Consider the following 17445-nt stretch of genomic DNA (forward strand, 5'->3'; position numbering starts at 1 on the left):
GGAAGAGTATATGTGGCAACGTCCAAGCTAAGACTGTCATTTTAAAAAAAATGCTTAAAAATAATAAAAAAACAGCTTTCCTGTAATAGGAAAACTGTTGATATTAGTGGATTTTCAGTCCTTAAAAAATATTTTTTCGCTATTTATTAATTTTTTTTCAGACAATTTATTAATGCTATTAAATTTATAGGCGTTTAGCAGAGAGAATACCGGGATACTGGCATTATTTGAATGATTTTATTCAAAATCGCATCATCCATTAACTGCTCGGACAGCAATACGATTTGACCGGCATCCTCGCGCGCCCGAATCAACCGGCCGATGCCTTGTCGCAATCTCAGCAGCATATAAGGCATATCAATTTGCTCGAACGACTGCTCCGCTTCCGCACGCAGCGCTGTAAAGACAGGATCATTAGGCGGAAACGGCAGATCCCAAATAATGACCTGTGTCAATGCAGGACCCGGAATATCAAGGCCCTCCCACAAGGTAGAAGCGCAAAGCACGCTGCTTTTATCCATTTGAAACTGTTTAATTAAATGACTGATTTCCTGTGTGCCTTCAAACAGCATACCGCTCAAATCGGCATTGGAATAACAATATTGTATAAACACTTCAAGCTGCTGCTGCGAGGAAAACAGGACGAGTGTGCTGCCACCATTTTTTTCTATCAGCTCAATCGTTTTTCGGGATTTTTCCGCTAAGGATATGGCTGGCTGCTTCATGATGGAAAGCTTCATTTGCACATCATAATCATATGGCGACTGAACGGTGAAGGATAGATGGCTTCCGATGCCAAGCGCATCGGCAAGCAGCTTGAAATCACCGTTAACAGATAAGGTAGCAGAGGAAAATACGATCGGCATCGTGCCGTTAAACACGTACTCCTTTAGCATTTCCTTTACTTTTTTGGGCATAATGATAAGCGACAACCCTAATTTGTCCTTGCTTGCCCAGCTAATAGGCTGTACAGGCTGCCGAAATTGTGACAAAGCTTGCTGAATCGTATCCAAATGCTCTTCGACAATTTTGAGCTGATAAGAATCGATCGTAAACATGCCGCCTTCATACACAAGCTGCTCTTCAATCTCGTTAATAGCGGCATGAAATTGATGCAGCTCTTTTGTCAGTCTGTCACTCCATAAAATCTCCATTCGGTCAGATGCTTCAACCTGCCTGCTGGACTGCTCCAACTGCTGAAACAAGCGTTCACTGGCCGATATCGCTTCCTCAATCGCAAGTGCGAGTGATTCTCGAATTTCACCCTGCAGCAGACGAACAACAATTTCTTCAAACACATCATGATTAAGCTTATAGGTCAATGCTTTTTGAGCCGCGGTTTCAAGCAGATGCCCTTCATCGAATACAACCGAGCTGTGTTCCGGCAGCAATGGAAGCTGTCCTTCACGCTTGCGTGATTCAAATGTCCATACATGCTGCATATAAAAATCATGCGAGCAAATAATGGCATCTGCTGTTTTACGGTAATAATCTCTCGACAGCGTTTGTCCGCAGCGATGCCTGCGATCGCAGACGAAGCAATCCTGAAATACATCCCAGCCAATCCTCGACCATTCCTTATCACTTAAATCCGGATAATCTCTGCGATCTCCGTACGGATAAAAGCTTTGCATCGTAGTCGGCTTCGTAACGAAATCTGGCAGCCCTTCATATATGTCGAACAAGCGGTCCGCGAACAGCTCATTCTCCTCTTCGCCTCTAGCTTCATCAAGCTTTTCCAAGCACAGATACTGATCTTTAGATTTCGCGAGTCTGGCATCAATTTGAAAATCCAAATGCTTGGCTATCTTGGCAAGATCGCCTTCCTCTTTTACGAGCTGCTCAATTAAGGACTCATCTGCACAAGCTATAATTGCCGGCTTTCCGCTATAGCGCGCGTAGCTGATTGCATATAACAAATAAGCTAGCGTTTTTCCTGTGCCTACACCAGCCTCGGCAAAAATAATCTCACGATCCGCATACGCGCGTTCCAACTGAAACGCCATATAAATTTGCTCATCACGCACTTCAAAGCCTGATTCTGGCAGCTTTTCATAAAAAACATCTGCAATCCAATCGCTAGCCTGCTGAATAAACGGCTGCTTATGGTCATAGTCAAACGGATAATGGTTAAGCTTCACTTCTCTGTTTCTCCTTTAAGATGAACCTTCCCATCGAATGGAATCTGTTCATGTACATACCTTATTTTTGGCGAAAATGCTTCAACTACTAGTGAAAATTTGTGTATAATACAATTGGAATTGCAAAGGAGAACCTAGTCATATGAATCATATTAAATTTATGCTATACACGATTGCAGCAGGCTTGCTGGCAGGTACTCTATCTGCTTTTTTTCTGGTTAGCTTAGAATGGGTCACCAGTATGCAAAACACTTATCATTGGCTGCTTTGGCTGCTTCCGCTTGGAGGAGCACTTGTATCGTATGCTTATATTAAATTTGGCAAAGATACAAGCCGCGGCAATGCGCTTATTTTTGAACAGATTCAGACCGGGCGAGGCAGCGTTCCCTTTCGCATCGTGCCGTTTGTACTTGGCGGAACATTGATCACCCATCTATTTGGCGGTTCCGCAGGCCGGGAAGGGACAGCGATGCAAATGGGCGGCGGAGCTGCCAGCTGGCTTGGTGCTGTCGGCAATTTAAACGCAGAACAGATCAGACTATTGCTGCTTGCCGGCATTAGCGCAGGCTTCGGCTCCTTATTCGGAACGCCGCTGGCAGCGGCTGTTTTCGCATTGGAGGCTGCAGCCAGAGGCAAGCAGCGCCTTCACGCTATCATCCCTTGCCTTGCAGCCAGTTATACCGCCCATTTCGTATGTCTGCTCTGGGGCGCAAAGCATCAGCATTACTTTATTAGCCTAGTACCTCATTTTAATTTCATAATTTTAATCAAGCTTATAGCAGCCTCAGCAGCGATTGGCGCAGCTGCCTGGCTGTTTAAAAAAGCACTCTCCAGCTTGAAAAGACTGTTTCAAGCCTATTTGCCGCATACGGCTTGGCGAAGCTTCGCAGGGGGAATCATCATCATTGCACTTGTCTATGCACTGGGCACCAGAGCTTACCTTGGCTTAGGGCTTCCCTTAATCGAGCAAGCATTCGATCAGCCGGCAGCAGCACAATGGTTCGCCCTCAAACTCATATTTACTGTTATAACACTGGCAGCAGGCTTTATCGGCGGCGAGGTTACGCCATTATTCGCTATAGGCGCAACGCTTGGCAGCGCGCTTGCTCCGCTAATAGGCACATCGCCTTCGTTTTTGGCGGCAATCGGCCTTTCTGCCATGTTTGGCGCTGCCACGAAAGCGCCGCTCGCCGCATTTGTGCTTGGCCTAGAATTGTTTGGCACGGATGCAGCCTTATATTTGCTGGCAGCTTGTCTTATCAGCAGCCTGTGCTCCGGGAAAAACAGCATTTATGCTGCCCCTGTCCGCCAATCGATGTGATTAGCCGAATCGCTTCCGATAGCCGCACTTCTTGCAAAGCTCCTCAACGGCTTCTCTTCTTGAGAAGCCGTCATAAATCCGCGTTGCCCGCTCTCCATCAATAATGTCCGAAAAGCTCTGTTCATGCACGTTGCCTAAGTTGATAATACCTTCACCATCCAGACAGCAAGGAATCACAGTTCCATCGATCAGCACTCCAGCCTGATTGCGCAGCGCGTAGCAAAAGCCTTTTCCCTCGTCTGCTGGAGCAGCCAGATCAGGCCAATCGAATTCAGGATCCTGATTCAAATAAATGCGATCAGCAATTTTGACGCCAGTGCCTGGCTTGAAGCGCTCTTCTATCTGATAATCCAGGCTATATTCCTTTTCTATCATCGCCAGCAGTTCGCGATTTTTTTGCTTTTGCTGATTTAGCTCATTGTCCATGTCGAGATTCCACAATCTGTACGAAACAATCAAGTTGCTGGCGGCATTTGCCTCTCGGACAAAATCTAAAATTTGCGACAGATAGCCTTCCTTATCCTTAGATCCGGGATGCCCGTCAAAGCTGTGCAAGGAAAAATTAATCTGGCGCAGTGCAGGTTTTCCGAGCAGCTTATGCTTATTTTTCGCAATCAGCGTGCCATTAGTCGTAATATTTACTTTAAAGCCCTTCTCATGGCTAATATCGAGCAATTGGTCAAGCTTCGGATGCAAAAGCGGCTCGCCCTTCACATGGAAATAAATATAGTCGGTAAAGGGCTTGACCTGATCCAGCGTTTTACTGAAATCTGCAACAGAAATAAACCCTTTGGCACGCTGAGTAGGCGGACAAAAGGTGCAGGATAAATTGCAAATGCTCGTCGTTTCTATATAAAATTTTTTAAATCGCTTCACTGCAATCACAATTCCTATCTTGTTAAAATCGTATTGATTATCCATCTAGTATACACTAGTTAACTGCTGTAGTCTCTAGCCCAAAAAAGCTTAAAAAACAAGTTGACCCCTGCTGAAAATCATAATATAATGGCGGTACGAATGAGGTAAACAGTTTTCTAGGGTTCCGCAGTCATCCACGGCTGGCCTGGTCCGAGAGAAAACACGCGTATTAGCCGCGTTAACACGGAGGGATAAAAGCCCGGGAGATATCATCGTGATATTTCTCGAGGCTTTTTTTGTTTTTTGCGCATCCTATAAAAATATTTGCAAGTATCCACTCGTGTGCGACGCGATTATTCGCGGCTACAAAATAGAAAGGGAGAGCAGCTATGACTGTAAATCGAAATGTGTACTGGATTTTGCTAATTGTTGCAGGCTTTTTTGAAATTATGTGGGTTGTAGGATTAAAGCATGCCGATTCTGTGCTGCTTTGGGGTATGACAGTCATCGCCATACTCGTCAGCTTTGGATTGCTTATACACACCAGCAAATTTTTGCCTACTAGCACAGCATATGCCGTTTTCGTTGGCATCGGCACCGCAGGAACGGTCGTATCCGAAATGACCATATTCGGGGAGCCATTCAGCTGGGGCAAAATTATACTCATTATTGTTCTGCTTATTGGAATCATCGGACTGAAGCTTGTTACAGACGAGCATTCGCAGGCACAAGAAACAAGTAATGCTAACGAGAAAGGAGCAGGAGTAAGCAAATGAGCTGGATATATATCATTTTGGCTGGATTATTTGAAGTTGTAGGCGTTTCTGGAATAGCTAGAATCAGTCAAGCAGGAACGATTAAAAATTATTTCATTATGATTGCCGGTTTTACGATCAGCTTCCTGTTTCTTGCTCTTGCCATGGAATCCATGCCAATGGGCACTGCATATGCCGTTTGGACTGGAATTGGCACGATCGGCAGCGCCATCGTCGGCATAGTAGTATTTCATGAATCGCGCAGTAAAAAAAGAGTGTTTTTTATCGCCCTCGTTCTTTTTTCTGTTATTGGATTAAAATTGATTGAATAGGCGTTTACAGCAAAAAGGCTGAAAACAGGGGCTATCCCTGCTTCAGCCTTTTTGAACTTGATCGCTGTGCATTCCCTTTTCATTTGCTAGCTGCTATTTTTGGACTTCAAGCATACGAAGCAATACTGTGATGACTTCTGCACGGGTTGCATGCCCATTAGGAATAAACTGTTTTTTGCCGCGTCCTTGCATAATGCCAGCTTCATGAACAGCGTTTACGCTTTCTCTCGCCCATTTTGGAATATCATGATAATCGGTATAGCTCCCTGTATTATCCTTTTTTGCCGGCAAATCGAGTGCACGAGCAATCATAACAGCAAGCTGTGCACGTGTAATATACGCCGCCGGTCTGAAAGTTCCATCCTCATAACCGCTTATTATGCCTGCATGAATTGCTTTCTCAACGGATTCCCGCGCCCAAGAGCTTATTGATGCATGATCGGCAAATGAAATTCCCCCCTTCGTACTATCAGACTTCAACGCATTCATTAGCATGACTGTAAATTGCTCCCTTGTCACATCGTCATTCGGTCTGAATGTGCCGTCAGGAAAACCATTTATTAAGTTTAAAGCCGCGGCACGCTTAATTAAGCTTTCAGCCCAATGATTTTTAATGTCATTAAATGTTGCTCCATTTTCAACCGCTGATTCGCTCTCGTTTTCATTTTCTTTCGAGCCGCTGGAATTATCGCCATCACCATCATCGGTGTCTCCCCCATTGCCGCCATTCTCATTTCCCCCTCCGGGAGTTTCTGTATCAGGAGGCCCAGCATCTGCAGCAGGACCGAATATAGCCACCTCCGCAATACTATTCCAGGCGTTGGATGTATTGCCGAATCCTTTTATGCGCACGTATCGTGCGGTTACAGGTGAAAAAGAATGCAATTCAAGCTCAATACTGCTGCCCGAGCTGAATCCGTCGAAAACCTTGCTCCATGCTATTCCATCCTCAGACAGTTCAATTTGAAAATAGCTGGACCTTATATTGCCTTGATACCATGCGACTGCCAGAGCGGCCACCTTTTTCAGCCCGCCCAAGTCATATTGTATCCACTGATCGCCTTCAGCCGACCAGCGCGTATTAAAATTATTGTCGAGCGTATTTTCCGGCACATTCCCGTCATGTGTACTTGCCGTCACACCGGCAGGAATTATTTTTCTATCCTCCGGCGGCATAGTCTGATCCACCGTCTGCTTAAACACGATGTAATATACAGCCGGTTTTTTCTGAGCATTCGGGTCTTTTACTTTAATGATGGTCGTACCTGGAAGCTGTGCAGCAGGCTGTACACTTACTTCAAATTGGCTGCTTGTACCTGTAACAACAGGTACGGTTTGACGATCACGCGGCAGCTCCACATCGTAAACATATCGATCCGATTGAAAATCAGCCAACGGCACTCCATCAATTGCCAAGCCGCTGAGCACTGCAATTTCCCCGGCCTCAATCTCCCACTCATCCAGCGGAACGACCGGCACATCGTCGAGCATCGACAAATCACCGTTTATTATTGGCGTCATACGAACAGTAATCGCAGCCTCCTTCACTTCCTCCAAATGAATTGCCAGCTTCTGAACACCGACATTCCTCGTTTGGCCGGCCGGATTCAATGAAGTTGGCAGGGGCTCGGCAGGCATAACGCTAAAGGAAGCATTGACCGGACTTAAAATCTCGACTGCAAGCTGCCGCCCATCTTGACTCAACAAGGCAATCGTCCCATTCTGCTTTAACTCAATGTCGGCACGCGTATGCATAAACCAATACAGCTCGGAAGGCACCTTCAGCTTGACCTCATCCTGTACGAGAAATTGACGGCGATGATCAATAAGCGCTGTCCCCCGCTTCACAGATACGGCAGATTTTTGATAAGCTGGCGTCAAATCAGCAATTGCAAATGCTCCCTCGCTGGATTCGAACGATGTTCGCGTAATTTCTGATATAGAGCTTGCGGACTGATCTACACCTGCAGACGGCTGTATGACGAGTGTATTATGGCCTTCCGCACGTTTACGGTAATAGGTCCATCTCAATCCGGTTTCACTCATATCCCAATATCCCGGCAAGTTATAATTTTCCGAACCCAGATCCAGCGCCCAGCGAACCCCATTCGCATCAAAGACAAATGAGCCCGTGTCAAGATCGCCGTGCGGCGCGCCGTTTTCCCCTCCTTTGAAGCCAACGAACAAAGCATTCGGATCATTCCAGCTGCTTCTCATAGTGACAGCCTTGGGAAGAATAAAATGCTGATCCAAATCTGCTGGCGGTGCTGCTCCATAGCTTCCTTCACGATACCAAAGCATATCGTATAAGCCAGGATTAATCGAAGCCCCGCTTGCAAACTGATGGTACCAGGTATATTCCGGCTTGTTAAAATGCTCTGCGAACCAAAGCAAAAGTCTGCCTGGGATTAAGGAGCTGCCATTGTCAAAATAATTGAATGCCCCTTTCGGTCCCGCAATGTAAATCGGATATTCAGCAGTTTCGGCTATTCCTTCTCTTTCTGAAAAGCCAAAATCATGACCAAATACACTATTTAATGAAGAAAGAAAGTAAATGAGATACATTGTACCGTATTCCCAATAAGCAGGCCCCTCAGTTGCCGAACCGTCGGGTGCATACTGCGGCAGCCCAAACTGAATCGATTTGAAGGCTTCCCTTAAAATCAGCCCGGCAAGCTCCTCCTCCTCATCGGCGATGGCAAGCGCGCCAAGCGTCATCCCTGCATTCGATACAAAATTCCAATTGTCGCGGTTATAAACCCACCAGTAGGTTTTGTTCAAATACATAGGCACTGCCGGCGTTAATCCTTTGTCAGCTATCGCCTCGCGAATCGTTGCCCGCTGCTGCTCTGTAAGCACATGGTAAAGCCAGTCATATCCTAGCGACACCCCGTGGGTCATCATTGCCGTATCCAGAAAGTGACCGGGACTCCAATCGGGATATGCGGCGCTAGACACATGCTCCAGCTCTTGCCAGGCTCTTTGCGCATAGCTATCGTCCTCTGTAATTTGATAAACAAATGCCAGAGTAGCGATTCTCGTTGCTGAGGTTGTATCGAGACGCAAGCCGTCCGGCTTGTTATAAACGCGCGGCTGCTCGGACAACATGGCATCTGCCTGCGATTTTACAAACTTGAACCACTCCTTCATTTGTGGATTATTATCAGCCAATTGCTGACGGATACGTGCAAAATCATCGGCAGTTGCCATCAATCTCGGATGGCTGTTGTTCGGCTGCTCCGCCTTCAGCTCAGCAATAATTTCTTCTGCTGTTGGAGCCGTGTATACATGAATGTAAGTTGAGGAGCTCCCTCCTAAAGAACTGGTCACACGCACGTAGAAAGTATCATTTCCTACATAATCTTGATTTGGCGTATACGTCCAGCTTCCTAGGCCGTCCATAACGAGCTGTCCATTGGCTGGCTGCTGCTCTACTTCATACTGCAAACCTTCCGGATGATTGCTAAGTGCTTTTAATGTACCGGAAACTGCAGTGTTTTTATTCGTCGGGTAGATCCCTTCCTCCAATTGTGGCGGCTTATGGACTGGTGTAACCGTAATAGCTACTCTAGCGGCAGCCAGATCGCCAGCTTCATTTTTAACAGTTACATAAAAGCTGTCTTCCCCCGTGAAGGATGGATCAGGATAATACTCCCATTTTCCATCAACCGTTAAATATGCCAGACCATGTGCAGGCTCTGTAAATAACTCATAGGCAAGCAAGCCTTCATCCGCTGATTCCGCTTCGATGGCACCGCTTACAAATCCTCCTTGCAGAACGGTTTCTTGAACATTCGATACCGTAATTCCAGATGGTTCACCCACATAGACAACAGCAACAGCCGATTTCCCCTTATTGGTCCCTTCTGTTTTGGCTGTTATTAGTGCGATCCCATCAGAAAGACCCGTCACTGCACCATCCGATACAGTTGCAACGGCTGGATTCGAGCTTTCCCATGAAATTAATGTCTCCACGGCGTCTTCAGGTGAAATTTGAAGGCTTAATGATTTTGTTTCGCCTGGCAGTAGAATGACCTGCTCCTCTAGTAACTTGATTCCATCAATCGGAATCCACTGCAGCATACTGGAATCATCAAACCAAACTTTTCCAGTCCCATTTTCGTAAAAACTTTCCCAAGTGACTTTGTGTGCGTCCGCTGGAATGTCTACCACCTTTTCTATTAATGTCCAGTCCTCCGCTGCAGCAAGGGAAGTTGATTCGATATAGGCAATGCGAGTGTTCGATTGATCGTAGACCTGAATTCTATAATATACCTTGCCAGTATAATCTTCCGTCTTAACCCATTGCTGCATCCGGTATTGCTTTCCTTTTTGACTGGCAGACAAAACGATACTCTGAATAAGCGCTCCCCGGCTCATGCTGTCCGCTTCTATTTTATAAGCGTTGCTTCCTGTTCTTGCAATCGTTTGATCAACCGAATATACCGGACTTCCTGAAAATGTATAAGTGGTCCATGGCGGGCTGGCACCATTGTTCATTGTTTCATAGCCGCCATTTACAAGAAGCTCTGCCGGTGCCGCATATTCATATAACTGAATATCATCAAACCATGCAGTCCCTGTTGAATTTTCTAAGAAACCTTCCCACATGATTCTCACAGTTCCTTCCGGTATATAAATCTGCTTTTGAATAAGCGTCCAATCATTCGTTCCCCGCAAAACACTGCTTTCAACAAGCACGGTTCTAGTGCCGCCGCTGTCATACATTTGAACTCTCGCATAAACACGGCCCGTAGATATGATATCTTCTGTTTTTACCCATTGCTGAAACACATAATCTTTACCTGCTTGTCCGCTTGTCAAATGAACAACTTGCCTGACTTGCCCTCTCGCTTGCTCGCTTGCACGAATCTGATAAGAATGTTCACCTTCCTTGGACTCGGAGTTCGTAACCCCATATTGAGGCGTACCTGTGAAAGTATACGTTTCCCAATGGCTCGGATTACTGCTGCCGTCGAGCATTTCAAAGCTGCCATTCGAAATCAAGTTGGCCGGGCCAGAGGCAAAGCTTTTTTCTGCATTACCGCCAATCCATGGGATACTTGGAATGAGCAGCACTATACACAGCAGCATTGCAATACTTTTTCTCCATAAGCTTCCTTTCATACAGTCTTTACTCCTCCTTCATATAAGTGTTGAGATTTACATAGCTGAAATTCATGTACATCTCCCTTTCACAATAAAAGAGGACCTCTCCATTTTCTATAAACAGTCTTGCAACGTGCTATCCAGATCACATCATTACAGCTATCTATTCTTAAAACAACTATTCATATTTAATATTTTGCCTCAATCTGACTTGTCTTTTGACTTTTTATAATATTCCTTTACAGGAATATTCCCTTTATGGTATATTCTTATTACGATATTATTGAATGGAAATGAGGAGTGAGACAGCTGTAAACAATGGACATTTCGATTTTTGCAGCACTTGCTGAACCAAGCCGGTTTCAAATCGTTGAACTTTTGCGGGATGGCCCACTCACTGTTGGGGATATCGCAGAACGAACTGGACTGCGGCAGCCGCAAGCCTCCAAGCATCTTCGCGTACTAAGCGAAGCCGGTCTTGTCGAAGTAAATGCCGAAGCCAATAAACGATTCTATAAGCTGCGACAGGAACCGTTTAAGGAAATGGAGCAATGGCTGGAGTCATGGCACCGTGTTTGGGATGAAAGATTCGACCGCTTAGACGATTATTTAAAAGAGCTGCAGAGCAAGGAAAAAGAAGACACTTAAGTCATGATTGCACACAAATTCAAATTATTTTATTTGGGAGTGAATGAAAATGACAACAAAAAATGATGCAACGAGCAAAACCGCAGTAAAAGTTGAAGGCCGCGAATTGATTATTTCCCGCAGTTTCCATGCGTCACGAGAGCTTGTATTTAAAGCTTGGACTGACCCTAAGCATTTGCCTCAATGGTGGGGACCAAAACAATTTACGACCACAGTGCAGGAAATCAATATTCAGCCTGGCGGAGTATGGCGTTATGTTATGCACGGGCCTGATGGTAATGATTACAACAACAAGATCACCTTTATCAAAGTAGAATCCCCTGAATATCTCGAGTATGCTCATGGGGACGATACAGATGATGAACAGTTCCGGGTAACGGTAACTTTCGGCCAAGAAGGCCAGTCAACTCAGCTTACGATGCGTATGCAGTTCAAATCCATCGAAGAGCTGGAGCAATCTGTCAAGCAATATGGAGCGATAGAAGGAGCACAGTCTACTCTAGACAGGCTTGAGGTGCAGCTCCCTAAAATTATGTTGACGAAGGCTCAAGGCCAAGCGTTTATGTTAGAGCGCATTTTCGATGCGCCCAAAGAGCACGTATTCAAAGCTTTTTCAGAAGCGGAGCATCTGAAAAATTGGTGGGGGCCTCGTGGATGGACGCTTACCCATTGCAATGTTGATTTTAGACCGGGCGGCTCCTGGCATTATTGCATGAAATGCATGGATAAAAACCAAGGCGATTTTTACGGCTTTGAATCATGGGGCAAAGCGGTTTACAAAGAGATTGCAGCAGGAGAAAAAATTGTATACGTTGATTATTTCTCAGACGCTGAGGGTAATGAATCAACGGAGCTGCCTCCAAGTGAAGTTATATTGCATTTCGAAGAGGCCGATGGCAAAACAATCGTTAGAAGCCAGTCCATATTCCATTCCGAGGATGCTTTGAAGACCGTTATCGAAATGGGCATGGAGCAAGGTATTACCGAGACTTGGGATCGTCTCGCCGAGCATCTGCTTTCGGTTATCAAATCATAAGGGTTATTCTACCAAACGCACAAGAAGCTGTTCATGAACCGAATCGTTCATGAACAGCTTCTTTCAACTTTTACTGCTGCAACCTTTCATTCGTTTCTAACAATCTGACGATAATCACTGCCGCTTCAGCCCGGGTGACAATGCCGTCTGCTACGAAACGGTTGCCTCCGCGGCCTTCGATCAGACCTCTCTCTGCCGCTGTAGCAGCGTAACCTTTGGCCCAGACCGGAATGAGCTCGTCATCCGCGAATCCGGTATTTCCGCCGTTTTTCACCGGAAGATTCATTGCACGGACAATAACAGCCGTCATCTCGGCCCGCGTCATATTGGCCTGCGGGCGGAAGCTGCCATCGCTATAGCCATTAATCCAGCCGGCTTGCACAGCAGACTTCACTGCATCAGCTGCCCATGCACCGATTTGTTTTTGATCTGCAAAGTCAAGCGCGGCTGTTTCATCCGACGGATCAAGAGCACGAACCAGCATAGATATCAACTCCTGGCGGCTTACCGCTTTATCAGGCTGGAAGGTATGATTGCTATAGCCCTGCACAATTCCAAGCTGTGTTGCCTTTTCGATCCAGACTTGTCCCCAATGCCCTTTGATGTCGGTCAATATGACTTGCTCTGGCTGCCCTGGCGTCCGATCCATGGCAAATACAGCAAATTTCCCAAAACTGCCGATCTCCGCCTTAATCATATCGCCATCCGCTTCCCCGCCGACTTCAATCCATTTCTCCTGCTTTTCGTCGTACTGCCAAATAGACGGATATTGTGATTCTCCCAGCTTCTTCTTGTCGAATGCAAGACTCAAGAGCGCCGGCTTATTCAGTTTAACCTCCGGCTCCCCTTGTACATCGACGATCGGACTAAGCAGTTGGCGCAACATACTGGCATAGTCGATGATCTCCTTATCATCCAGCTCCAGCAGCAACAGCTTCGTGCTTTGGTCTGTCGTGCCCTCGGCAATGATCAGCTTGGCGATATTGCCCAGGCTTACTTCCCCTGCTGCCTTGCCCGGCAAATACAATTGACCCGTATGCGAAATATTAGAACTCGGACCAGATCCTCCCTGATACGGCGGAGTTACAACCGCTTTTTCAATATCGACCTTTATAGTCGCAAGATTGGAATATTCAAAACCATCATATACCCGGAACGTAAACGTATCCTCTCCCGAGACAGCAGCATCCGCTGTGTAGACAAACTTACCCTCAGCCGCATCAGTAAGCACGGCTGTCCCTTTCTTGCCGTTTGCCACTATTTCGTAAGTAAGCTTAGTCCCTTCTACATGCTCCGCTTGCAGGCTTCCTTGTACATTCTGGCCGGCTTTAACGGTATAAGCGTCATCTTGGGCGGTTGGAATTGCCTGATTGAACATCCACTGCATCGACCGGAACTGACTTGGTCTCTTCTCAAGGCCAATACCGGAGCCCCATTCCATCCAGCCTCTTCTGCCAGCGCCGTTGTTATCATTCACAAGCAGCGATAGGCTCATCACATCTCCGCGCCCGGGCCGAATCGGCGTCAGTTCCGACCAAGGCAGAGCAAGCTTATAGATCGTCAGCTTCTGCTCTTCATCCCTCGTTACCGCAGCTTTGCCGTTAGATACCGGCCCTGCCGGCAATTCTCCCATCGTCGTCCAGCGATAAATTTGCGGGCCACCAGGCGTATCCGATATGCCATATTCATACCAGCCCAGGCTTTCACCGGGAATTCCGGGAGACAAGGCAAACTGGATACTGTCATTATTCCATATGTCAGCTCCGGAGGCCGGCGCCGCATGAACATCATCCTTTATTTTTGCAGTCAAATATAACTGATCCTGATCGTAGTGCAGCCAAACTTGCCCTCTCACTTCAATGCTGCCGGTATGACCGGACAACAACACGGGTTTCCCTTGCGACAAGTCGATTGTAGGTGGAAGAACATCAATCTCCGGCTCGATATGATCGTTGATCGCAATCGTGCCCCGGTTGACCGGATTAAAGCTGAAATTTCCTGTATACACATAGGGGTCTTGCTGAGCAAACTCAACGCGAATGGATGCCTGCTGGTCCCCTCCAAGAGAAATCGGGTCAAGCGCGATGCTAAATAACTGTTTGCCGCCCGGCTGTATAGTCGTGTTAACAAGCTCTTGGCCGGATTGTCCGCCAACTTTCCAGGTTATGTTGTTGACAGTAAGTTCTGCAGCTTCTCTAAAGTTTTCTACATTTACATTCAATATTTGAGTCAATGATCCTTCATTCTGCAGCAGCGCTGGTCTAATTGTAACCTTATGCGATATGCCGGTTGCAACCTCATGCCGCAGCTTGCCGATCTTGTTGCCTGCTCCGTCCAACAAATGAACCGCTACCGAACGGAAGCCTTCCCGCGTCTCGCCAATGGTCAGAGAAAGCTCTGCCGATTGCCCCTGCGCAGCCGCAAGCGAATATCTGTTTTCCTGCATTTTTGCAGTTACAGCCAGCTGCTGAGGTCCGGTTTTGTTGTTCATGGTTACCGTGAATGTATACGGATCACCTATTGCCGCTTGCTCGCCGGCAACTGCAAAAGTATCGTCCTGTACGATCCTGTCTATGCTTCCTTTGATATAGAAAGGTTCCCCCGACAGTGTCATATAAATTTTGCCGTTATACGGCGTATAGATCTCCGTGTTGCCCATCAGATCCGTAATTTCCAGATTGTTGTTCGTTTCGATAACAGCTTGGGTTTCTTGTTGGGCCCAGACGACCCGAAGAGCTTCGCCATCCTTGGTGAACCGATGGCTGCTGATCACGCTGCCGAATGACTCGATCTTCTGGAAAACCGCATCGGCAAGCTGCCTACTTGTGGCCGCGTAGCTCGCATAAGCCGGTTTTGGCGTGTAGGCTCCCATCAGATCATTCTTATGCCGGACCAAACCAAAATTGTCTTCATTGTAATCAGGTTGCAGCCCATCATTCATAAAATCGTACCAGGCCATCCGCTCCACTCCGTGCCCCAGTCCAAACACAAATGCCCGCAGCAAATAGTTGGCCTGTGTCTTCTCATCGACTCCTTTGGTAGATTGATGCGTCGGTATACCAAATTCCGTCACCCAGATCGGCACAAGCTCATCATCATTGTATTGCTTAATCAACGTTTTCAGGTCTGCCATCGGGTCGAATATTTCGTCCGGAGTGTTCGGGACCATGTATTTCTGTATGGACATGGCATCCAGATAGTTCAGACCGGCGTTTTTGTCCTCGCCTTCTCCCACACCTTTGAACACGCCTTCGATCCAGTTCAGATCGATGCCTGCAGAGACGATGCCTACAATTGGCACATCGGGATATGCCGGCTTTACTGCGTTATAGGTCTCCTTCATCAGCTTGAAGTAATAGTCCGGCTGCGAATTGGCAGGACTGTTGCCCCGTTTGCCAAAGCCGCCATTGAATTCATTGTACACATTCAGCCCAATAATCTGATCCTTATATCTCCCCACATAGGCCTTGGCGTATTCAGCAAACCCTTTTCTGCCCGCATCCGTATAAGGCGTGCCATTGTTGTCGTAAAACGGGTTATTGAAAGCCGCGACCAGAAGTACTTTAAGGTCATTCTCCGCAAGCTTCGCCATGTAATCATTCGGCGAAGGTTCAAAGGTGTATTTGCCTTTTTCCTTCTCAAGGGTCATCCATTCCACGCCGTCTCGTACGTAGGAAGCTCCCATATAACGAATAATCTCGGCCAGCTCCTTGCTCCACCCGCCAGCCGTTCTGTTCAGATGCGTATTGATGCCAAACGGCGAGTCACCGTTGCCGGGAGGCAAAGCAGAGGAGACAACCGCATAAGCGGTTTTGCGAACCAGCGGTTCAGTGCCTGGCCGCTCAGCTGAAACTTCCAGCGTAAAATATCCCAATTTGCTGAAAGGCACCGTAATCCCGGCCTGCCCGACATTTGTGTTCTCACTTCCCGATGCGACTTGCTCCCCGTAAATATCGAAAGCAGCCCAATTGATCACTGGCCAGGATGATCTTACGATAAATGTATTCGGTTCATCATCCAGAAATATGTTGCCAAGCGTCGTTTGCTGAATTTTCAGCTCCGGAAGCCAGTCGCCGATTCGAGCCGTAAACTGATCGAACAGCACTGTGGCAGTTAGCGCGGGGTTCTTAATGTCAAATCGGTCAAAAAGAATCGTAATCGCTACGGCCGGTTTATGCCATTCCCCATCATTCGCTCCGTTCCAATACTCAAACGATTTGGAACCCATTTCATTGATAACAACTTGCTGCCAATCAGATGTATCCTGCAACGTAATTCGCTGCTGGAATGTCTGTCCCGTCGCATCTGTTGTTCTTACACGCACGGACTTCAGATCCGAAGTTTTAATCCAGAAAGCCATTTGTTCAATATCAAGTTCGTCCACCTCTTTTTTGATGGAGGCATAGGGCGAGCCTGTAGGTCTTTGGCTGAAATCCGCCAGTATTTTCCCTGCATGGCTTCCTCTGTAGCTCTCAGCCGATTCGATCACCTGGTAACTGCTCTTGACGGCCGACGTATCTCCAAAGCTGAAGATCCATTCATCATTTGCTTGCTCGAAATCACTGATTACGCTATCAAAATCCTCCGGCGGCAGAGTGACATCAGCCGTAATCTGGTCGACCAGCACCGCGGCAGTTAAAGCGCCATTCTTAATGTCAAATCGATCAAAAAGAATCGATATGTTGTTCGTCGGTGCGTGCCATACCCCATCACTCGCCCCGTTCCAATGCTCAAACGATTTGGAACCCATTTCACTGATAACAACTTGCTGCCAATCGGATGTCTCCTGCAGCGTAATACGCTGTTGGAATGTCTGCCCTGTTGAATCCGTAGTTCGTATACGTATTGACTTCAGATCCGAAGTTTTTACCCAGAACGCCATTTGGGTAATGTCTAGGCCACTCATCTCTTTTTTGATGAGCACATACGGCGAACCGGTAGGCCTTTGGCTGAAATCTGCCAATAATTGCCCCATATAATTCCCTACGTAACTATCATCTGATTCGATCACTTCAAAGCTTCCCTGCACGGCAGGCGTATCGCCGAGACTAAAAATCCATTGATCAGTTCCTTGTTCAAAATCGCTGATTACGTAATTAAAATCCGTTGCAGCAGGAGCGAAGTCCGTTTCTTCAGCTGCAAACGCATGTTCTGTATTAAAATGAGCTATAACGTTCCAGATGCCTGACAAACAAAGGACCAGAAGGATGACACCAAACTTTTTAATCATACGCCTTTCATTCCT

The 17445-nt window shown here is 46.8% G+C and carries 9 protein-coding genes, 1 pseudogene and 1 riboswitch; of the genes and pseudogenes, 6 read left to right on the forward strand and 4 right to left on the reverse strand.

Annotated features, from left to right (window positions below):
• Positions 1 to 194 precede the first annotated feature (194 nt).
• Positions 195 to 2141 (reverse strand): ATP-dependent DNA helicase, encoded by a 1947-nt coding sequence (locus V1L65_RS12575; RefSeq protein WP_331699507.1) that lies wholly within the window; start codon positions 2139 to 2141, stop codon positions 195 to 197.
• Positions 2142 to 2283: 142 nt separating this feature from the next.
• Here V1L65_RS12575 and V1L65_RS12580 point away from each other — a divergent pair, with 142 nt between their 5' ends.
• Entirely contained in the window at positions 2284 to 3462 is a 1179-nt protein-coding gene (locus V1L65_RS12580; RefSeq protein WP_331699508.1) for a chloride channel protein, read from the forward strand.
• On the opposite strand, the gene V1L65_RS12585 is transcribed toward V1L65_RS12580, so the two are convergent.
• Positions 3463 to 4338, reverse strand: a complete 876-nt coding sequence (locus tag V1L65_RS12585) for a radical SAM/SPASM domain-containing protein (protein ID WP_331699627.1) — start codon at positions 4336 to 4338, stop codon at positions 3463 to 3465.
• 147 nt (positions 4339 to 4485) lie between these two features.
• Positions 4486 to 4588: riboswitch (guanidine-I (ykkC/yxkD leader) on the forward strand.
• Positions 4589 to 4709: 121 nt separating this feature from the next.
• On the opposite strand from V1L65_RS12585, the gene V1L65_RS12590 reads away from it, so the two are divergent.
• Both V1L65_RS12590 and V1L65_RS12595 read left to right on the forward strand, forming a co-directional pair.
• Complete coding sequence (locus V1L65_RS12590; RefSeq protein ID WP_331699509.1) at positions 4710 to 5096, forward strand: DMT family transporter; 387 nt, start codon at positions 4710 to 4712, stop codon at positions 5094 to 5096.
• Positions 5093 to 5407: a DMT family transporter gene (locus V1L65_RS12595; RefSeq protein WP_331699510.1), complete on the forward strand. Its 315-nt coding sequence runs from the start codon at positions 5093 to 5095 to the stop codon at positions 5405 to 5407. Before V1L65_RS12590 ends, V1L65_RS12595 begins: the two co-directional genes overlap by 4 nt.
• Positions 5408 to 5500: 93 nt before the next feature.
• Here V1L65_RS12595 and V1L65_RS12600 read toward each other — a convergent pair whose 3' ends face one another.
• Positions 5501 to 10534 (reverse strand): S-layer homology domain-containing protein, encoded by a 5034-nt coding sequence (locus tag V1L65_RS12600; RefSeq protein WP_331699511.1) that lies wholly within the window; start codon positions 10532 to 10534, stop codon positions 5501 to 5503.
• 300 nt (positions 10535 to 10834) lie between these two features.
• Between V1L65_RS12600 and V1L65_RS12605 the strand changes: the two genes are divergently transcribed.
• The 3 genes and pseudogenes from V1L65_RS12605 to V1L65_RS12615 all read left to right on the forward strand — a co-directional run bounded on the left by V1L65_RS12605 (position 10835) and on the right by V1L65_RS12615 (position 12200).
• Entirely contained in the window at positions 10835 to 11164 is a 330-nt protein-coding gene (locus V1L65_RS12605) for an ArsR/SmtB family transcription factor (protein WP_331699512.1), read from the forward strand.
• Between the two features lie 49 nt (positions 11165 to 11213).
• Positions 11214 to 11666 (forward strand): annotated as a pseudogene (locus tag V1L65_RS12610) (SRPBCC family protein); the annotation flags it as partial.
• Positions 11667 to 11696: 30 nt separating this feature from the next.
• Positions 11697 to 12200, forward strand: coding sequence for an SRPBCC domain-containing protein (locus V1L65_RS12615; RefSeq protein ID WP_331699628.1), 504 nt, complete (start codon positions 11697 to 11699; stop codon positions 12198 to 12200).
• 70 nt (positions 12201 to 12270) lie between these two features.
• Here V1L65_RS12615 and V1L65_RS12620 read toward each other — a convergent pair whose 3' ends face one another.
• Positions 12271 to 17430, reverse strand: coding sequence for an S-layer homology domain-containing protein (locus V1L65_RS12620; protein WP_331699513.1), 5160 nt, complete (start codon positions 17428 to 17430; stop codon positions 12271 to 12273).
• Between the last annotated feature and the right edge of the window lie 15 nt (positions 17431 to 17445).

Source organism: Paenibacillus sp. IITD108 (assembly GCF_036541265.1).
In the GTDB taxonomy this organism is placed as follows: domain Bacteria; phylum Bacillota; class Bacilli; order Paenibacillales; family Paenibacillaceae; genus Pristimantibacillus.